This window comes from Nonomuraea insulae, assembly GCF_042656245.1.
Genome location: NZ_JBHSPA010000084.1, coordinates 40,274 through 57,989, shown reverse-complemented (window position 1 = coordinate 57,989; position 17,716 = coordinate 40,274). Strand labels below are relative to the sequence as shown.

18 protein-coding genes are annotated in these 17,716 nt (G+C 72.0%); 3 read left to right on the top strand and 15 right to left on the bottom strand.

Annotation, left to right across the window (positions count from 1 at the left end; translation table 11 throughout):
• Positions 1-103: 103 nt before the first annotated feature.
• From secD to ACFPZ3_RS53230, 6 genes are all read right to left on the bottom strand, one after another.
• The gene (secD, locus tag ACFPZ3_RS53255) at positions 104-2,326 is read right to left on the bottom strand and encodes a protein translocase subunit SecD (protein ID WP_379522114.1); all 2,223 of its coding nucleotides are present in this window, start codon (positions 2,324-2,326) and stop codon (positions 104-106) included.
• 37 nt (positions 2,327-2,363) lie between these two features.
• Entirely contained in the window at positions 2,364-2,699 is a 336-nt protein-coding gene (locus ACFPZ3_RS53250) for a hypothetical protein (protein WP_379522113.1), read from the bottom strand.
• Positions 2,700-2,757: 58 nt separating this feature from the next.
• On the bottom strand, positions 2,758-3,471 hold the full coding sequence (locus ACFPZ3_RS53245) for an SDR family NAD(P)-dependent oxidoreductase (protein WP_379522112.1): 714 nt from the start codon (positions 3,469-3,471) through the stop codon (positions 2,758-2,760).
• A 76-nt stretch (positions 3,472-3,547) separates the two neighbouring features.
• Positions 3,548-5,299: a 3-oxosteroid 1-dehydrogenase gene (gene kstD, locus ACFPZ3_RS53240; protein ID WP_379522111.1), complete on the bottom strand. Its 1,752-nt coding sequence runs from the start codon at positions 5,297-5,299 to the stop codon at positions 3,548-3,550.
• A 104-nt stretch (positions 5,300-5,403) separates the two neighbouring features.
• On the bottom strand, positions 5,404-5,646 hold the full coding sequence (locus ACFPZ3_RS53235) for a dihydrofolate reductase family protein (RefSeq protein ID WP_379522110.1): 243 nt from the start codon (positions 5,644-5,646) through the stop codon (positions 5,404-5,406).
• A 192-nt stretch (positions 5,647-5,838) separates the two neighbouring features.
• On the bottom strand, positions 5,839-6,564 hold the full coding sequence (locus tag ACFPZ3_RS53230; protein ID WP_379522109.1) for a class I SAM-dependent methyltransferase: 726 nt from the start codon (positions 6,562-6,564) through the stop codon (positions 5,839-5,841).
• A 218-nt stretch (positions 6,565-6,782) separates the two neighbouring features.
• On the opposite strand from ACFPZ3_RS53230, the gene ACFPZ3_RS53225 reads away from it, so the two are divergent.
• The gene (locus ACFPZ3_RS53225; RefSeq protein ID WP_379522108.1) at positions 6,783-8,279 is read left to right on the top strand and encodes an alkaline phosphatase PhoX; all 1,497 of its coding nucleotides are present in this window, start codon (positions 6,783-6,785) and stop codon (positions 8,277-8,279) included.
• Positions 8,280-8,487: 208 nt separating this feature from the next.
• Positions 8,488-8,856, top strand: coding sequence for a hypothetical protein (locus ACFPZ3_RS53220; protein ID WP_379522107.1), 369 nt, complete (start codon positions 8,488-8,490; stop codon positions 8,854-8,856).
• Between the two features lie 5 nt (positions 8,857-8,861).
• Here the strand turns inward: ACFPZ3_RS53220 and ACFPZ3_RS53215 are convergent, their stop codons facing one another.
• From ACFPZ3_RS53215 to ACFPZ3_RS53190, 6 genes are read right to left on the bottom strand one after another with little or no spacing between them, the layout of a single operon-like run.
• Positions 8,862-9,494 carry a nucleoside/nucleotide kinase family protein gene (locus ACFPZ3_RS53215; RefSeq protein ID WP_379522106.1) on the bottom strand — a complete coding sequence of 211 codons (633 nt, stop codon included), beginning with the start codon at positions 9,492-9,494 and terminating at the stop codon, positions 8,862-8,864.
• Complete coding sequence (locus tag ACFPZ3_RS53210) at positions 9,491-10,375, bottom strand: sugar phosphate isomerase/epimerase family protein (RefSeq protein WP_379522105.1); 885 nt, start codon at positions 10,373-10,375, stop codon at positions 9,491-9,493. The genes ACFPZ3_RS53215 and ACFPZ3_RS53210 overlap by 4 nt, the downstream gene beginning before the upstream one ends.
• Positions 10,376-10,415: 40 nt before the next feature.
• The gene (locus tag ACFPZ3_RS53205) at positions 10,416-11,384 is read right to left on the bottom strand and encodes a nucleoside hydrolase (protein ID WP_379522104.1); all 969 of its coding nucleotides are present in this window, start codon (positions 11,382-11,384) and stop codon (positions 10,416-10,418) included.
• Positions 11,381-12,157: an ATP-binding cassette domain-containing protein gene (locus ACFPZ3_RS53200; RefSeq protein ID WP_379522103.1), complete on the bottom strand. Its 777-nt coding sequence runs from the start codon at positions 12,155-12,157 to the stop codon at positions 11,381-11,383. Before ACFPZ3_RS53200 ends, ACFPZ3_RS53205 begins: the two co-directional genes overlap by 4 nt.
• On the bottom strand, positions 12,154-13,191 hold the full coding sequence (locus ACFPZ3_RS53195) for an ABC transporter permease (RefSeq protein WP_379522102.1): 1,038 nt from the start codon (positions 13,189-13,191) through the stop codon (positions 12,154-12,156). The genes ACFPZ3_RS53200 and ACFPZ3_RS53195 overlap by 4 nt, the downstream gene beginning before the upstream one ends.
• 31 nt (positions 13,192-13,222) lie before the next feature.
• Entirely contained in the window at positions 13,223-14,299 is a 1,077-nt protein-coding gene (locus ACFPZ3_RS53190) for a substrate-binding domain-containing protein (protein ID WP_379522101.1), read from the bottom strand.
• A gap of 175 nt (positions 14,300-14,474) precedes the next feature.
• On the opposite strand from ACFPZ3_RS53190, the gene ACFPZ3_RS53185 reads away from it, so the two are divergent.
• Positions 14,475-15,656, top strand: coding sequence for an ROK family transcriptional regulator (locus ACFPZ3_RS53185; RefSeq protein ID WP_379522100.1), 1,182 nt, complete (start codon positions 14,475-14,477; stop codon positions 15,654-15,656).
• Here the strand turns inward: ACFPZ3_RS53185 and ACFPZ3_RS53180 are convergent.
• Genes ACFPZ3_RS53180 through ACFPZ3_RS53170 form a run of 3 tightly spaced genes read right to left on the bottom strand, consistent with a single transcriptional unit; the run spans position 15,646 to position 17,695 of the window.
• Positions 15,646-16,845, bottom strand: a complete 1,200-nt coding sequence (locus tag ACFPZ3_RS53180; protein ID WP_379522099.1) for a cytochrome P450 — start codon at positions 16,843-16,845, stop codon at positions 15,646-15,648. The two genes, ACFPZ3_RS53185 and ACFPZ3_RS53180, sit on opposite strands and share 11 nt — an antisense overlap.
• Positions 16,842-17,036: a ferredoxin gene (locus tag ACFPZ3_RS53175; RefSeq protein ID WP_379522098.1), complete on the bottom strand. Its 195-nt coding sequence runs from the start codon at positions 17,034-17,036 to the stop codon at positions 16,842-16,844. The genes ACFPZ3_RS53180 and ACFPZ3_RS53175 overlap by 4 nt, the downstream gene beginning before the upstream one ends.
• A complete protein-coding gene (locus tag ACFPZ3_RS53170; protein ID WP_379522097.1) occupies positions 17,033-17,695 on the bottom strand; it encodes a TetR/AcrR family transcriptional regulator in 663 nt (220 codons plus the stop codon). Before ACFPZ3_RS53170 ends, ACFPZ3_RS53175 begins: the two co-directional genes overlap by 4 nt.
• Between the last annotated feature and the right edge of the window lie 21 nt (positions 17,696-17,716).

The following is a 17,716-nucleotide window of genomic DNA, read 5'->3' as shown; positions in this document are numbered from 1 at the left end:
GACCGCGGCAGCGGGAAGCCGGCCTGGCCGAGCCGGCGCCATGTGATCATCGTTGCGCTCCTGGAGTGAGGTGCCGCCGACGGTAACGCGCCTCCCGGCCGCATCACACCACCGCCCCGCGGACCTTCTGCGCGCGCGGCCGGGCCGGCTCGGAAGGGGGCCGCCGGTCGAACCGGCCGAGCAGGATCGCCGCGGGCCCGGCCACGAAGGCGGACGACAACGTGCCCGTCACGATCCCGGCCACCAGCGCGATCGCGAAGTCCCGCAGCGAGTCACCGCCGAACGCCATGAGCGCGACCAGGATGAACAGCGCGCCGAGCCCGGTGTTGACGGTACGCGGAATGGTCTGCAGGATCGCCCCGTTCACCGCCGTCGCGAGCGGCTCCCGCGCCGTCCACAACTCCCTGACCCGGTCGAACACCACCACCTTGTCGTTGACCGAGTACCCGACGACGGTCAGCATCGCGGCCAGGAACACGCCGTCGATCGGCTTGCCCAGCCACGCGAACATCCCGGCCACCACGATCACGTCCACCAGCAGCGCCAGCACGGCCGCCGCGCCGAACGTCCACCGGAACCTGGCCGCCAGGTACACGAGTTGCATGACCACCGCCACGCCGAGCGCGATGAGGGCGTTGCGGCGCAGCTCCTCGCCCAGGGTGGGGCCGATGAACTCCTCACTTCGTTTGCTCACCTCGCCCGCCTGGGTCTCCAGCGCCTGCTCGATCCTGGCCACCTCCTCGATGCCGAGCCGCGCGGCGCGTACGGAGACGCCGTCGCCGCTCGACTGCACCACCGCCGTGGGGAACCCGGCCCGCGCGACCGCCTGCCCGGCGGCCTCGGCTGAGACCGGCCTGGCGGTGGCGAACTCCACCAGCCGCCCGCCGGTGAACTCCACGCCGAAGTTCAGCCCGCGTAGGGCCAGCCCGGCGACGGCCACCGCCGCCAGCCCGCCCGCGATCGCCAGCCACACCTTCCCGGCCCGCATGAGCTGCGGGTTCCTGCGCGTGAGCCACGTCCTGACCGACCCCACGGAGCCCAGCCCCGACAGGCGCGGCCCGATGCGGCCGATGACGGCCTGGGTGAGCACGCGGGTGATCAGCAGGGCGGAGACGAGCGAGGCCAGCACGCCGACGGCCAGCGTCACGCCGAAGCCCTTGACCGGGCCGGAAGCCAGCCAGAACAGCAGCCCGGCGGCGATCAGGGTGGTGACGTTGGAGTCGGCGATCGCGCTCCAGGCGTTCCTGAACCCCCGATCCAGCGCGGTGCGCAGCCGGGGCCCCCGCTGGTACTCCTCCCTGGCCCGCTCGAAGACCAGCACGTTGGCGTCGATGGCCATGCCGATGGCCAGCACGAACCCGGCCAGTCCCGGCAGCGTGAAGGTCGCGCCCATCGCCACCAGCGCCGCGTACGAGATCACGCCGTAGCAGAGCAGCGCGAGCACCGACAGCAGCCCGGCCAGCCGATAGACGGCCACGATGAACACGGCGGTCAGGACCAGCCCGGCGATCGCCGCCTCGGCGCTGGCCTGGATGGCCGCCGCGCCGAGCGTCGGGCCGACCGTGCGCTGCTCGACCAGGTCGAGCGGGACCGGCAGCGCGCCGCCCTTGATCAGCACGGCCAGGTCGCGCGCCTCGTCGTGGGTGAACGAGCCGGTGATGTCGGCGCTGCCGCCGGGGATCCCGGTACGGCACGGCACGGCCGCGTCGAGCGGCGGCGAGGAGATGACCTCCTTGTCGAGCACGATGGCGACCCTGCGCCGGGGGTCGTCGGGTGGCCGGCAGGCCGCCTCCCCGGTCAGCCGCTGCCAGGCCCCCGCCTCGCGGAAGTCGATGCTCACCCACCAGCCGGGGCCACGCTGGGAGTCGCTGCGCTCGGCGGCGTCGCTCACCCCGTCGCCGGTGATGGCGGCCGGGCCGAGCTGGAGCAGGCCGCCGTTCTCGTCGCGTACCGCCGTCTTGTCGCCGGGCTGGGCGGCGCCCGCTACGGGATGGAAGGCGAGTTGCGCGGTGCGGCCGATGACCTCGGCGGCTTTGCTCGGGTCGAGCACGCCGGGCAGTTCGACGATGATCCGCCGCTCGCCGGAGCGGGCCAGGGTGGGATCGACCACGCCGAGCGCGTCGGCGCGCTGGCGCAGCACGGTGAGCGCGCGGTCGGTGGCGGCGGCGTCCGCCTTGACGGTCGGGGAGTCCTTCGTCTCGAAGACGAGCTGGGTGCCGCCGCGCAGGTCCAGGCCCAGGCGGGGCGACGCGGAGAAGGTGACGACTAACGAGATCACGATGACGGCGCACGCCGCCACCGCGCGCCAGAACGGCGCACGGAACATGGAAGCCTCCACAAGGCTCAGAAAGGAAAAGGAAACGTCAGAGCGTTGTGGAGGGAGGCGCACGTGCCGTCGCCGCCCGCGGGCGACGGGCGGCGGGGGCGTCGGCGGCCCGGCCGGGGACGACGACGGCCCAGGGGGATCGGAAGGCGGGCGGTCCGTCCGCGAGCGCGGCGGACGCGCCGGTCACGCTGCCGGGACCCGCCCAGGCACGCACGTCCTGAGCCGGAGGCGGGACCTGCCGCATCCCGGACTGGTGCTGCTCGGCCTGCCAGGTGACGGCCGTGACCTGCTGGACGGCCCGCGCGTGGGCGGTGGCCGGCAGGAACCACGACAGGAAGAGGAGCAGCGCGGCAGGCAGCCGGGTACGCAACATGTCCGCTCCCCTCCCTTCGAGGCTCAACCCTAACCCGGCCGCGGATCAGGTGGCGCGATCAGCCGGGCACGTTCGGCAGCGACGGCTGCTCACCCGAGGCCAGCCACCGGCCGCGGCGCTCGATCTCGCCGCCCCACCCGTCAGGCACCACCGCGAAGCGACCCGCCCGGATGGCGGTGAGGGCCGCGTCGGCGATGTCCGCCGGGTCCTCGCCCTCGGGCGACATCCCGGTACGCACGAGCGCGGGGCAGAGCATCGTCACCCCGATCGGCGTGCCGGCCAGCGACAGCGCCGCCTGCTCCGCCAGGGCGACGACGGCGTGCTTCGAGGCGGCGTACGCGCCCCCGGCGGGGAAGGTCACCAGCCCCGCCAGCGACGCCGTGATGAGGATGTGCCCCGGCCGGCCGCTCGCGAGCATCCCGGGCACGAAAGCGCGCAGCCCGTTGCTCACACCGCCGGCGTTCACCGCGAACACGCGCGCCCAGTCCTCGGCGCTCACCTCCCACGGCACGCCGAGGTCCCGGCCGACGATGCCCGCGTTCAGGCACACCAGGTCGGTGTCCGGCGCGGCGGCGGCCAGGGCGGCCATCGACGCGGCGTCGGAGACGTCGGCGGGCACGGCCTCACCGCCCAGCTCACCGGCGGTCGCGGTGAGCGCGTCGGCGTCGATGTCGGCGAGCACGACGTGCGTGCCCTCGGAGCGGAGGCGGGCGGCCAGGGCCCGGCCGATCCCGCCGGCGGCGCCGGTGACGACGGCGTTGGTGAACTTCATGTGCTGCTTTCCTCCGGAAGACGGCGAACGCAGCGCATGACGTTACTAGGAGATCGCGCTCCTCGTCGCATCGATTTCAGGTGATGTCGTTGGCCGCGATGTAGCCGAACGTCATCGCCGGTCCGATGGTCGAGCCGGAGCCGGCGTAGCTGTGGCCCATGACGGCGCCGCTGGCGTTGCCGGCGGCGTACAGGCCGGGGATGACCGAGCCGTCCGCGCGCAGGACCCGGGAGCGCGCGTCCGTGCGCATGCCGCCCTTGGTGCCCAGGTCGCCTGGGACGATCTTGAAGGCGTAGAAGGGCGGCAGCCAGAGGGGGGCCAGGCAGGGGTTGGGCTTGACGTACGGGTCGGCGTAGTAGCGGTCGTAGACGCTGTCCCCGCGGTGGAAGTCGGTGTCCCGGCCGGTCTGGGCGAAGCCGTTGAAGCGGGTGACCGTGCCGCGCAGAGCCGCCCTGGGCACGCCGATCTTGTCCGCCAGCTGCTCGATCGTCCAGGCGCGCTGCACGGCGCCGCCGGCGTACCAGGAGTCGGGGAAGGGCAGCAGCGGGGCGACGTCCTTGAACAGGTAGCGGTTGCGGTAGTTCTGGTCGACGATCAGCCAGGCGGGGATGTGCGGCGCGGAGGGGGTGTTGCGCTCGTACATGATGTGCACGATGTCGCTGTACGGGGCGCCCTCGTTGGCGAAGCGCACGCCGTTGCCGTTGACCATGAGGCCGCCGGGCAGGGTGCGCTCGGCCAGGCAGAAGTACGGCTCGCCCGGCAGCGGGATCACCGGCCCCCACCAGGCGTCGTCCATCAGCTCCAGCGCGGCCCCGGCCCGCTCGCCGGCCTCGATGCCGTCGCCGGTGTTCTCCTTCGCGCCGACCGTCCAGGCCGTGCCGATGGGCTGGCGCTGGAACTCCGCGCGCATCGCCGCGCTGCGCTCGAACCCGCCCGACCCGACGATCACCCCGCGCCGCGCCCTGACCAGGCCGGCGGAGGTGACCACGCCCGCGACCCGGCCCGCCTCGACGTGCAGGTCGAGCAGCGGCGTGTTCAGCCACACCGGCACCCCGGCCGCGAGCAGCCCGGCCCGCAGCCCGCCGGCCAGCGCCTGGCCCATGGTGAGCGGCTTCTCCCCGCGCAGCGCCGCCTCGGTGCCGCGCAGCAGGCACGCGGCGGCCACCTCGGTGCCCTTCGGGTTGACCACGCTGAGCGTCAGCCACTTGTAGTCGGCGCTGAAGACGACCATGCCGGCCGGGGTGGGGATGTAGGGGGCGTTGAGCCTGGCCAGCTCCTCCCCCAGGATGCGGCCGTCGAGCTGGCCCGGCTCGATGGAGCGCCCGTCCGGCATCCCGCCGGGGAACTCGGGATAGTAGTCGGAGTAGCCCTGCATGAACCGGAACCGCAGCGGGCTGTTCCGCATGACGAACGAGATCATGGCCGGCCCGGCCTCCAGGAACGCCCGCTGCCGCTCGGCGGGCACCTCGGCGCCGACGACGCGGGCGAGGTAGGCGGCGGCCTTGGCCGGGGTGTCCGGCACGCCGGCGGCGAGGATCACCTCGTTGCACGGGATCCAGATGCCCGCCCCGGACCGGGCCGCGGACCCGCCGTAGGTCGGGGCCTTCTCCAGGACGACGGTACGCAGGCCGCGCTTGGCGGCCGTGAGCGCGGCGGTCATGCCGGCGGCCCCCGCGCCGACGACCACGACGTCGTACTCGGCGTCCGCGTACGCGGGCGCCTGCCCGAGCGCCGCGCCGGTCACCAGGATCCCGCCCGCGAGAAGCAGCGAACGGCGGCTCCGCCCTTCGGCGGTCAGGCCCTCGGGGGCCGGCACGGCACGTCCCATCGATCGATCCCTTCGACCGGGGAGAGCCCCTTGGCTCCCTCGCCGCCCCGAAGCATGCGCTTGGTTGGTCAGGTTGTCAATCGACGGGAGGTCCCGCCCCCTGGCTACGGCTTGGGGCGGTAGGTGAGGACGATGACGCCGGACTCGAAGCGGGTCGTCTCCGCCAGTTCCAGGTGGGTGACGCCCACGAGCCCGTCGAGCAGCCGGTCGCCGCCGCCGGCGATGACGGGGAACACCCAGAGGTGCAACTCGTCGATCAGCCGGTTCTCGATCAGCGTGCGGTCGAGCGAGCCGGTGCCGAACTTCAGGATGTTCTCCCCTGGCTGCCGCTTGAGCTTGCGGGTCACCGATGACCCCGTCCAGCGTGACGAACGTCGATTCAACGAGCTTCCTCATGATGGTCCCCTTCGTCCTGACTGATGGCTTCAGCCTGGCGGAGCCCGCTTACCGAATCCTGCCGGTGTTCTTGAGGCCGTGCCCGCGGGCCTCTCCCGATCAGGGACGCCGTTCTTAAGGCCGTGCCCGCGGGCCTCTCCCGATCAGGGACGCCGGGCCAGGAACACGAACTCCCGCCCAGGCCGGTCGGGCGCGTCACGGACCTCCTCCAGCACGTAACCGCCGGCCGCCAGATCCGCCTCGACCTCGTCGCGCTCGCGGAAGCGCAGCGTGGACTCCGACGTCAGCACCTCGCCGTCCGAGGCGAAGACGTGCGTGCCGCGGAAGGTCACCAGCGGGCCACTGACGTCGAGCAGGTCGGTCCAGTGCTCCACCTCGCCCACCCCGGGCACGTCGGTGACCCCGTGGGTCGCCTCCCGGTTCCATTCGAGCCAGGCCCGCCTGGCCGGGTCGCGGGTCTCGAACACCAGCAGTCCCCCCGGCCGCAGCGACCGGTGGGCGGCCCGCAGGGTGGCCTGCCAGTCCGCCGGGCCGGCGATCGCCTGGGCCACGTTCCCGGTCATCGTGGCCAGGTCGGCGCCGATCGGCGGGACGGCCGTGGCGTCACCGTGGATCCAGGTCACCCGCTCGGCGCCCGGCTTGCCCCGCGCCACGTCGAGCGAGGCCGCGGCCGGGTCCACGCCGGTCACCTCCAGGCCACGGCCGGCCAGAAGCAGCGCGAACGTGCCCGTGCCGCAGCCGATGTCGAGCACGCCGCGGGCGCCGGCCTCGGCGGCGATGGCGGCGTAGACGTCCAGGTCGCCGCGGTCGGGGTCCAGCGGGTCGTAGATGGCGGCCAGCCTGGGGTTCTCGAAGATCGCGTCAGCCATGCGACGACGATACGTGAGGACGGCGCGGGTGGACGGCGCGGGTCGACGGCGCGGGTCGACGATCAGCGGCGGCGGCCGTCTTCCTGGCTGTGACGATCCTCTCCCACGCGTGACGAAAGGCATAAATGGGTCCTCTCGGCGCGCAATCCGGCGTTTACGCTGTCGAGAGCACTCGTTCATCATCTGCGCCATTTGCCCTTGTCCCGAGGGGATGCCCCATGACCGAGCTTGATAGACGATCCTTTCTCGGCCGCGGCCTGGCCACCACGGGTGGCATGCTGGCCAGCGGCATCGCCGTCGAGACCCTGACCGCCCACGCGTCCTGGGCCGGCTCGGGCCGCCCCACCGGCGACCCGCGCGAGACCGGCTACGGCCCGCTGCGCCGCACCCCCTCGAAGAACACCGGCGAGGAGCTCCTCGCCCTTCCCGCCGGCTTCTCCTACGTCATGCTCGGCAGGACCGGCACCCCCATGACCGACGGCGTCGCCACCCCCATCGCCCACGACGGCATGGCCGCCTTCCCCGGCACCCGCCGCCACACCGCCCGCCTGATCCGCAACCACGAGGTCCGCACCACCCCCGGCTCCCCGGTCGGCCGGGTGCACGTCGAGGGCTCGCGGCGCTACGACGAGCTGGGCGTGGCCGGCACGACCACGCTCGAAGTGGACCTGCGCAACGGCGAGGTGCTGCGCGATTTCGTCAGCCTCAACGGCACGATCGTCAACTGCGCGGGCGGGCGGATGTTGCACGAGCGCGGCTGGCTGACCTGCGAGGAGACCACCGCGGGCCCGGCGCAGGGCTGGCAGCGCAAGCACGGCTACATCTTCGAGGTGCCGCTGACCGGCCCCGAGCCCGGCAGGCCCGCCCCCTCCCAGCCGCTGACGGCCATGGGCCGCTTCTCCCACGAGGCCGTCGCGGTGGACCCGCGCACCGGGTACGTCTACGAGACCGAGGACGACTCCGGCAAACCCGACGGCTTCTACCGCTTCCGCCCCCGTGACCCGCGCGATCTGTCCGCCGGGGGCGTACTGGAGATGCTCAAGGTCAGGGGCGTGGACGGCTACGACTGCCGCGAGGGCCAGACGATGGGCGCCCGGCTCCTCGTCGAGTGGGTGGGCATCGACGATCCCGACCCCGACCTGGAGAACGGCGCTCCGACCTGCACCCAGCAGGGCCTGGCCAAGGGCGGCGCCAGGTTCAACCGCCTGGAGGGCTGCTGGTACGGCGACGGCGGCGTCTTCTTCAACTCCACCAGCGGCGGCGACGTCAAGAACGGCGACGCGCCCGGCGCCGACGGCTACGTGGAGGGTTACGGCCAGGTCTGGCAGTACGTCCCCGGCCGCCGCGACGGCGGCACCCTGGTGCTGGTGTACGAGTCGCCCGGCCGCAGGGTGCTCGACTCCCCCGACAACCTGGTGTTCACCCCCCGAGGGGGCATCGTGCTGTGCGAGGACGACGCCTCCTCCGCCGACGCCGACCCGCACCCGCTGGCCCCGGGGCTGGTCAACGTCAACCGGCTGATCGGGCTGGATCCGCGCAGGGGGCAGCCGTTCGAGTTCGCGGTCAACATCGCCGACGACAGCGAGTTCGCGGGGGCGTGCTTCAGCCCCGACGGCTCGGTCCTGTTCGTCAACCAGCTCGGCGACGGTGCCTCGGTGGAACCGCCGGGCCGCACGTACGCCATCCGCGGACCCTGGCACCGCGGCCCCCTCTGACCGCGCTCCTGCTCACGTGGAAAAGGGGCACCTAACCTGACACCAGGTGAGCATTCTGTGGCGGAAAGTGTCACAACCTCCTTCTTGCGTGAGGGTGCGGGGCCGGGCGGACACTCGAAAGACATACTCATCGCCGGCCCGGGGGTGGTTCCTCGTGCGCGACGGGTTCGAATCCCGCGAATCCTGGCCTTTCGAGTGCCTTCGCTGCTTGTACGTCTGGGAGGAGGACTACGTCGTCCGTCATCTGACCGACGACCATGGAAATGAGGTGGAGATCTGGCTCACCTCGGGTGTCACCGTGCAACCGCCCTGGTCGGGGCTGTGCTGCCCGGCGTGCGGCGCCTTCCACCTCACGTCGTTCCCAGCGGGCTACCTGGCCCGTCACCCCGAGCTCACGGCGGCGCCCGAGCCGAAGCCGCTGGCCAGGGTGCCGGCCATGCCCATCAAGGACATCGCGCTGTCCGACGTCCGCGCGCCTCTGCCACGCCGCCTGCTGATCGCGGTGGGCGCCCCGGTGGTCCTGTTCGTCGGTTACGAGCTCTACCAGAACCTTCTGGCGCCCACCGTCCACCACTAGCCGGATCAGAACAGCGCGTCGATGTCGACCATCAGGTCGGCGGCGCCGCGGGTGGCGCGGATGGCGGCGGCGTTGGGCTCGTCCACCTCGGCGACCCACCGCACGGCCTCGTCGGGGGTCTTGCCGAACTGCACGTGCCGCCTGGTGAGGCGGTCGAGGCGGACGCGGTCGTCGAGGTCGGCGTACCAGACCTCGGTCATGGCGGCCCGCACCCCGAGCCAGGGCTCCTCGCCGGAGAGCAGGTAGTTGCCCTCGCTGACGATGACGCGCGCCCGCGCCGGCACCGCGATGGCGCCGGCGAGCGGCTGCTCGATGTCGCGGTCGAAGGAGGGGGCGTAGACGACGTTGGCGGTCTCGGAGCGCAGGCGGCGCAGCAGCGCCAGGTAGCCGTGGCCGTCGAAGGTGTCGATGGCGCCCTTGCGGCCCAGCCGGCCGAGGCGTTCGAGTGCGACGTCGGCCAGGTGGAAGCCGTCCATCGGCACCCAGACGGCCGGCAGCCCGGCGGTGGTGAGGGCGCCGGCCAGCCAGCCGGCCAGCGTGGACTTGCCCGCGCCGGGGCAGCCGGCGATGCCGATCAGCACCCGATCGCCGCCGGCGGCCAGGTCGCGGACGCGGTCGAGCAGCCGCGCTCCGGTCACCGCACGCTCCCGCTCACCGACAGGGCGGTCACCAGGTAGCGGTGGGCGTGCTCGGCCAGCGCGCCCCCGTCGGTCCACAGGTCGCGCCAGATGGCCAGGTCGTTGGAGAGGCCGGGCGCGACGACCGCCGAGGAGAACGACTCGAACGTGATCGGACCCCGGTAGCCGATGTCGGCCAGGGCGTGGAAGAAGCCGTTGAGGTCGAGGTGCCCGGAGCCGAGGAAGCCCCGGTGGTTCTCGCCGACGTGCACGTAGCCGAGGCGTTCGCCCACCTCCAGGACGGGCCTGATCAGGTCGTCCTCCTCGATGTTCATGTGGTAGGTGTCCAGGTGCACCATCACGTTGTCCGCGCCGATGTCGTCGGCCAGCCGGAGGGCCTCGCGGGCGGTGTTGACCACGTTCGTCTCATAGCGGTTGCACACCTCCAGCCCCAGTGTGATGCCCTGCCCGGCGGCGCGCTCCGCCAGGCGGCGGATGACGGAGACGGCGTTGGCGCGGCCGCGTCCGGTGACCGGCAGCCCGTACTTGCCGAGGGCGCTGTACAGGGCTCCGGTGAAGATCGTGCCGCCCAGCGCCGCCGTGGCCTCGAGTGAGGTCTCCAGCAGTCGTTCGCCCCTGGCGACGACCGCGGTGTCGTCGCTGGACACGTCGGCGTCGAAGGCCAGCCCGCGCGAGCACGCCACCCGCAGGCCCGCGGCCGCGATGGCGTCGCGGGCGTGCGCGACGTCGAGGTTGTCCAGATCGTGCAGCGACAGCTCCAGCAGGTCGAAGCCCGCCTGCGCGGTGCGGCTCACCGCGCGGTCCACGGACTCCCTGGAGGTGTCTCCCGCCCACACCAGGGCGTGGATGCCGAGCGGGTTGGGTACGGCGGAGTGACTCACGACTCTCCTCGGATCAGGATGGGGATCATTATCGGGGGCGCTAGAGGGTCAGGATGCGGCTCAGGATGCCGTCCACGACCCGGGCGCCGTCCACGTCGACGCAGGCGCGCAGGTTGGGCTCGCGGTCGCGCAGCGGGACGGTCTGCCCGAGGGTGAGCTCACCGCGCGTCTCCACGCCGACGGCCAGGTCGGTGAAGGTCGCCACGCCGGGGTCCGCGGCCACCGCGACGGCGAGCGGGTCGTACAGGACGCAGCCGTCGGCCCAGTCGAACATCGGCGCGTCCAGGTAGGTAGCGCAGACGTCGGCCAGCATCGGGGCGATCCGCGAGGCGGTGCGGTCGATGCCGCGGATGGCGTCGTCGCCCAGCACCAGGCCCGTCGCGGGGTTCGTCACGTCCAGGCCGACCATGGTGAGATCGACGCCGGAGCGGAAGACGACGTCGGCCGCCCGCGGGTCGAACCAGATGTTGCACTCGGCCACCGGGGTGATGTTGCCGCGTCCGTAGCGGGGCTCCAGGCCGAGGGCGCCGCCCATGAAGACCACGGAGCGCAGGTTCCGCGCCAGCGACGGCTCCTTGAGCAGCGCCATGGCCAGGTTCGTCTGGGGGCCGATGGCCACGACCGTCACCTCGCCCGGGTGGGCCAGGACGGTGTCGATGATGAGATCGACGGCGTGCTGCTTCACCGCGGCGCCGGCCAGGTCGGGCAGCTCGATCGCGCCGGGCTCGCCGCGCGCCCCCCGGTAGGCCTCCACCAGCGGCTCGGGCAGCCCGCCGTCCAGCCGGGTGCCCATGCCGACGGCCACCGGCACGTCACTCCGTCCGGCGGCGGCCAGGACGGCGGCGGCCCCGCGGGCGCCCAGGGCGGGCGGGCAGTTGCCGAACACCGTCGTGACGCCGAGCAGCTCCAGCCGGGGGTCGGCGAGGGCCAGCATCAGGGCCAGCGGGTCGTCGGCGTCCGTCCCCGGGATGCCGACGCCGGGGTCGGTGTCGAGGATGATCTTGGTCATGCCTGCCCTTCCTTCGCCTCCGCCGCGCCCGTCATGATCGCCACGGCCTCGGGCATGGTGTGGTCACGCGGTGTGATGACGGCCGCCCTGCGGCCCAGCCGCTGGACGTGGATGCGGTCGGCCACCTCGAACACGTGCGGCATGTTGTGGCTGATGAGGATGACGCCCATGCCGCGCTCGCGCAGCTCGCGGACGACCCCGAGCACCTGCGCGGACTCCCTGACGCCGAGCGCTGCCGTGGGCTCGTCGAGCACGACGACCTTGCTGCCGAACGCCACCGCGCGGGCCACCGCGACGGCCTGCCGCTGGCCGCCTGACAGGGTCTCGACGACCTGGCTGATGTCCTGGATCGTACGGATCCCCAGATCGTCCACCTTGGCCGAGGCGTCGCCGCGCATGCCCTTCTTGTCGAGCATGCGGAACACCGAGCCGAGCACACCGGGGCGGCGGCGTTCGCGGCCGAGGAAGAGGTTGGCGGAGATGTCCAGGGCCGGGGCGAGCGAGAGGGTCTGGTAGACGGTCTCGATGCCGGCGTCCCTGGCGTCCTGGGGCTTGCGGAAGCGGACCTGCTCGCCGTCCACCGTGAGCGTGCCCATGTCGGGGATCTCCGCGCCGGTCAGGCACTTGATCAGGGTGGACTTGCCGGCGCCGTTGTCGCCGATGACGGCGAGGACCTCTCCGGCGTACAGGTCGAGGTCCACGCCGTCGAGGGCGACGACGGCCCCGTAGGTCTTGATCAGCCCGCGCGCCGACAGGATCGGGGTCCCGGTCATCGTTGTGCTCCCGTCCGCCTGATCCACTGGTCGAGCGTCACCGCCGCGATGATCAGCACGCCGATGGCGAGGGTCTGGTAGAGCACGTCCACCCGGGCCAGCGCCAGGCCGTTGCGGAAGACGCCGACGATCAGGGCGCCGATGAACGTGCCGAGCAGCCGGCCGCGCCCGCCGAACAGGCTGGTGCCGCCGATGACGACGGCGGTGATCGAGTCGAGGTTGGCGTCGGCGGCCGAGTTGGTGGTCGCCGCGCCGACGCGGCCGATGAGCACCCATGCGCTGAGGGCGAAGATGACGCCGGCGACGACGTACACGCTGAGCAGCACGCGGCGGGTGCGGATCCCGGCCAGGCGGGCGGCGCCCGCGTCGTCGCCGACCGCGTACACGTGCCTGCCCCAGGCCGTCTGCGACAGCGCGTATCCCATCACGAGGTACATGAGCACGACGAGCACCACGCCGGCCGTCAGCCGGAACGGGCCCACGGAGAACGAGGTGGAGGTCCAGGTCAGCAGCGGCCCGAGCCGGTCACCCGGGATGGACCGGCCGCCGCTCATGAGCAGGCCCAGCGCCGTGAAGAGGTTGAGCGTGCCCAGCGTGACGATGAACGGCGGCAGCTTCACGGTCGAGACCAGCCAGCCGTTGAGCAGGCCGGTCACGGCGCCGCAGAGCATGCCGACCAGGAACGCGAGGATGCCCGGCACCCCGGCGTCCCCGGCCAGGCTGCCCATGACCATCGCGACGAGGATCATCGCGGCGCCGACGGACAGGTCGATGCCGGCGGTGAGGATGATCAGGGTCTGGCCGATGGCGAGCGAGCCGATGATCGCGACCTGCTGCAGGACCAGCGAGATGTTCGACGGCTCCAGGAAGCGCGGGTTGAGCAGGCCGAACACGATGACGGCCGCGATCAGGACGACGAGCGGGCTGATCTGGGGATGGCGGTGCAGGATTCGCTGGAGGCGTTGCAGGGGTGTGAGCGGCCGCTGTCTGAACGCCTCGGCGGCCGTCATGCCCGGGGTGTCGGTGGTGGTCACGGCGTACTCCTCGTGGCGGTGATCTCGGGGCCTACCAGCACTTCTTGGCACCTTCGGCCGAGCTGATGCTCTCGATACCGTTCACGGCCTTGTCGGTGACGAGCCGCACTCCGGTGTTGACGAAATCGAGGCCCTCCGAGGGCGTCGGGTTCACCCCGTCACGCAGGTGCTTGACCACGGCCTCGACGCCGAGGCGTCCCATCTCACTGGGGTACTGCTGGGCGACCGCCCCGAACGAGCCCTCGGTGACGGACTTGACGCCGCCGCAGCTCCCGTCGATGGAGACGAGGAGGGCGCCGGTGTTGCCGGCCGCCTTCAGCGCCTGCGCGGCGCCGACCCCCGAGGTCTCGTTGGCGGTGAACACGACGTTGATGTCCTTGTTGAGCGACAGGCAGTTCTCCATGGCCGAGCGGCCGCCGTCCTCGGCGCCGTTCGTGGCCTGGTTGCAGGCGATCTGGTAGTCGCCGCCGGAGTACGCGCCGGTCTTGGCCTCGTCGCCGTTCTTCTTGCGGTCCTTGGTGTCGATGCCCATGCCGGACAGGAAGCCCTGGTCGCGCTGGTAGTCGACGGTCACGACCTTGTCGGCGAACAGGTCGAGCAGCGCGATGGTGGCCTTCTTGCCGTCGAGCGCCCCGGCCGCCCACTTGCCGACCAGTTGCCCCGCCTCGAAGTTGTCCGAGGCCAGGGTGCCGTCCACCAGGTCGGCGGGCTCGGTCGGAGTGTCGAGGGCGAGCACGTAGATGCCCGCGTCGCGGGCGCGCTTGATGGCGTCGTTGACGGCCGGGCCGTTGTTGGCGATCAGGATGGCGTCGTCGCCGCGCGAGATGGCGTCCTCGATCGCGCGGATCTGCCCGTCGGCGTCGCTCTGGTCGCGGCCCGCCGCCGTGGTGATCTCCACGTTGGACTGCTTGGCCGCCGTCTTGGCGCCCTCCACCATCGCGGTCCAGAAGTGGTTGTCCGGATCCTTGGTGATGAGCGTGACGTAGGTGGGATCGCCTCCGGACCCCGAGTCGCCCGCGCATCCGGTCAGACCGAGCGCGGCCGTGACGAGGCCGGCGGTGGCCATGGCAACGAGACGGCGGCGACGCATCGGTGGTGTGCGGCCCATCCCCACTCCTTCTGGTCGAGCTGCGGCGCCCCATGATTCGGGTACAACGCCGAGTTTCCCCAGGGTAACACCATTACGACCGAAAGTGTCATAACTTATTAACATCCAGGTCATAAGGGTAGTGTGGTCGGTGGATCTACAATCCATGGGTCCGGCCGAGGGAAGGGGCGAGCGGGTGTCGAAGGACAGTCCCGGCGCGGTGTTCGCGTTGTTCAGGTCTCATCCCGAAGGGCTCACCAAGACCGAGGTGGCCCGGCTGGCCGGACTGTCACGCACGGCGGTCAACCAGCGCATCGAGGCGCTGCTGGCCCAGTCACTGATCGTCCCGTCATCTCAGGACGCCAACACGGGCGGCCGGCCCGCCGACCGGTTCGACGTCAACCCGGAACGCGGGGTCGTGCTGATCGCCGACACGGGCGCCACGGGCATGCGGGTCGCCCTGGCCGACGCCGTCGCCGGCCTCATCGGGGAGCAGCACGTCGTGATCGACATCACCGACGGGCCGCGCGCGGTGCTCGACCAGGTGACCGGCCGCTTCGCCCGGCTCCTGGAGCTGGCCGGGCGTTCGAAGGCCGAGGTGCTGGGCATCGGCCTCAGCGTGCCGGGGCCGGTGGACGCCGCCAGCGGGCGCGTGGTCAACCCGCCGATCATGACCGGGTGGCACGACTACGACATCGTCGCCCGCTTCGCCGCCGACTACGACTGCCCCGTGGTGGTGGACAAGGACGTCAACGCGATGGCCTACGGCGAGCACCGGCTCACCCACCCCGACACGCCCAACATCGTGTTCGTCAAGATCGGCACCGGCATCGGCACCGGTCTGATCGTGGACGGCCGGATCTACCGGGGCTCCGACGGCGCGGCCGGGGACGTCGGGCACATTCCGCTGGCCGCGGCGGGCGTCACCGACCCGCCGGTGTGCCGGTGCGGGAACACCGGCTGCGTGGAGGCGTACGCGGGCGGCTGGGCGATGGTGCGCGACCTGCGCGCGCTGGGGCACCGCGTGGACTCCGTCCACGACGTCGTGGACGAGGCCCACGCGGGCAACCCCGACACCATCCGCATCGTCAAGCGCGCCGCCGTCATCGTCGGCATGGCGATCAGCGACATCGTCAACATCCTCAACCCGCGCAAGGTCGTCATCGGCGGGCAACTGGCGGCCATCGACGACGTGTTGTTCGCCGGCGTGCGGGAGGCGGTCTACGGCCGGTCGCTGCCGCTGGCCACCCGCAACCTGACGATCGTGCCAAGCGTGCTGGAGGACCGGGCGGGCGTGCACGGGCTGACCCGCCTGGTCACCGACGCGGTCTTCGCGCCGGACCGGGTCGACCGGCTGATCCGCGCGGTCACCAGGTGACGGGCAGCTCGTAGACCCCGTAGACCTGGCCGTCGTGCTTGAAGGGGATCTCCTCCATCTCGGCCGCCAGGGCCAGGGTCGGGATGCGCTTGTAGAGGGTGCCGTAGACGACCTGCAGCTCCACCCGGGCCAGCGGCTGGCCGAGGCACTGGTGCACGCCGAAGCCGAAGGCCACGTGGCGGCGGGCGTCGCGGCGCACGTCGAGCTCGTCGGGGCCGGGGAAGACCTGGGGGTCGCGATTGCCGATGTCGTTGGGCAGGATGATGCCCTCGCCGGCGCGGATGACCTGGCCGGCGATCTCGATGTCCTCCGTCGCGACCCGGCGGCGTCCGCTGTGGGTGATGTTGAGGTAGCGCAGCAGCTCCTCCACCGACCCCGCGACCAGCTTGGGGTCGTCGCTCTCACGCAGCAGCGCGAGCTGACCGGGGTTGCGCAGCAGGGCGAGGGTGCCGAGAGCGATCATGTTCGCGGTGGTCTCGTGCCCGGCGATCAGCAGCAGCACGCCCATCTGGGCCGCCTCGGGACGGGTCAGCTCACCGGCCGCGACCCGCTCGGCCACCTTGGACAGCAGGTCGTCGCCCGGGTTCGTGAGCTTCTCGCCCACGAGCCCGTCCAGATATTCGAACAGGCGCCCGAAGGCGAGCGCGCGCTCCTCCGGCGACGCGCTCCGCCTGATGATGGTCTTGCTGTTCTCCTGGAAGTAGTCGTGGTCGGTGTACGGGACCCCGAGCAGCTCGCAGATCACCAGTGACGGCACCGGCAGCGCGAACGCCTCCACCAGGTCCACCGGCTTCGGCCCGGCCAGCAGGTCGTCGATGAGGTCGTCCACGATCCGCTGCACGGCCGGCCGCAGGCCCTCCACCCGCCTGACCGTGAACGCCCCCTGCACCATGCGGCGCAGCCGGGCGTGCTCCGGGTCGTCCATGAGAATGAAGCTGAGCGAGCCGCCGCCGGCGTTGGCCGAGTGGATCGGGTAGCCGGGGCGGGTGACGTCGGCGCTGACGTTCGGGTTGCCCAGCAGCGCCTTCTGCTCGGCGTGCGTGGTCACGAACCACGGCGTGCTGCCGTCCCACAGGCGCACCTTGGCCAGCGGGCCGTCCTGCTGCAGGGCGCGGAGCTCCGGCGGCGGGTCGAACGGGCATTTCGCGGCCCTGGTGCCGGGGAACTCCTCCAGCGTGCCGGGTGTCATGCGTTCACCTCGATGGCGCCCGCCGGGCAGACGGCCGCGGCCTCGTTCACGATCGCGTGCAGCGCCTCGGGCGGCGCGGCGTCGAGCAGGATGACGATGCCGTCGTCCTCACTCTGGTCGAACACGTCCGGCGCGAGCAGCACGCACTGACCAGCGCCGCAGCACTTGTCCTCGTCCACAGTGATCTTCATGAGGGTGTTCCTCCATCGGTTACGGGAGCGGTCCAGATCGCGACGATCGCGTCGATCAGGCCGTTCGCGGTGTCATGCCAGCTCTTCCTGGGGAGGGGCCGGCCTTCGGCCAGGGCGCGCTCGCGCTGGGCGCACATGTGGATCATGAGCTGGACGGCCATGTCGTCGCGCTCCGCGCGTACCTCGGCCGGAAGTTCGGGGATGCAGCGGTTCAGCCCTTCGACGAGGCGTCGCGTGGTGGGCGAGGTCAGCGCCTCGTCGACCATGATCCTGCGCAGTCCCGGGTCGGTCATCACCTGGGAGGCGAAGCGGGCGTACCAGGTGGGGTTGCCGAGGGCGGCCAGGTGCCCGGTGAGGGAGCGTACGAGGCAGCCGACCCAGTCGCGTACGTCGCCCGAGCCCTCGATCTCGGCCAGCAGGCGGCGGCGCTGGCTCTCGACGTGGTCGGCGTGCTTGCGCACGATGGCGCGGACCAGGTCGGCCTTGGTGCCGAAGTGGTAGCCGACGGCGGCGTTGTTGCCCTGGCCGGCGGCCTCGCTGACCTGGCGGTTGGAGACGGCGTACACGCCGTGCTCGGCGAACAGGCGCTCGGCCGCGGTCAGGATCTGCTCTCGCGTGGCGGTGACCCGCGCGCGGCGTTCACCGGCTACTTGACTCAAGGTGTGCCTCCTGAGTTGGAA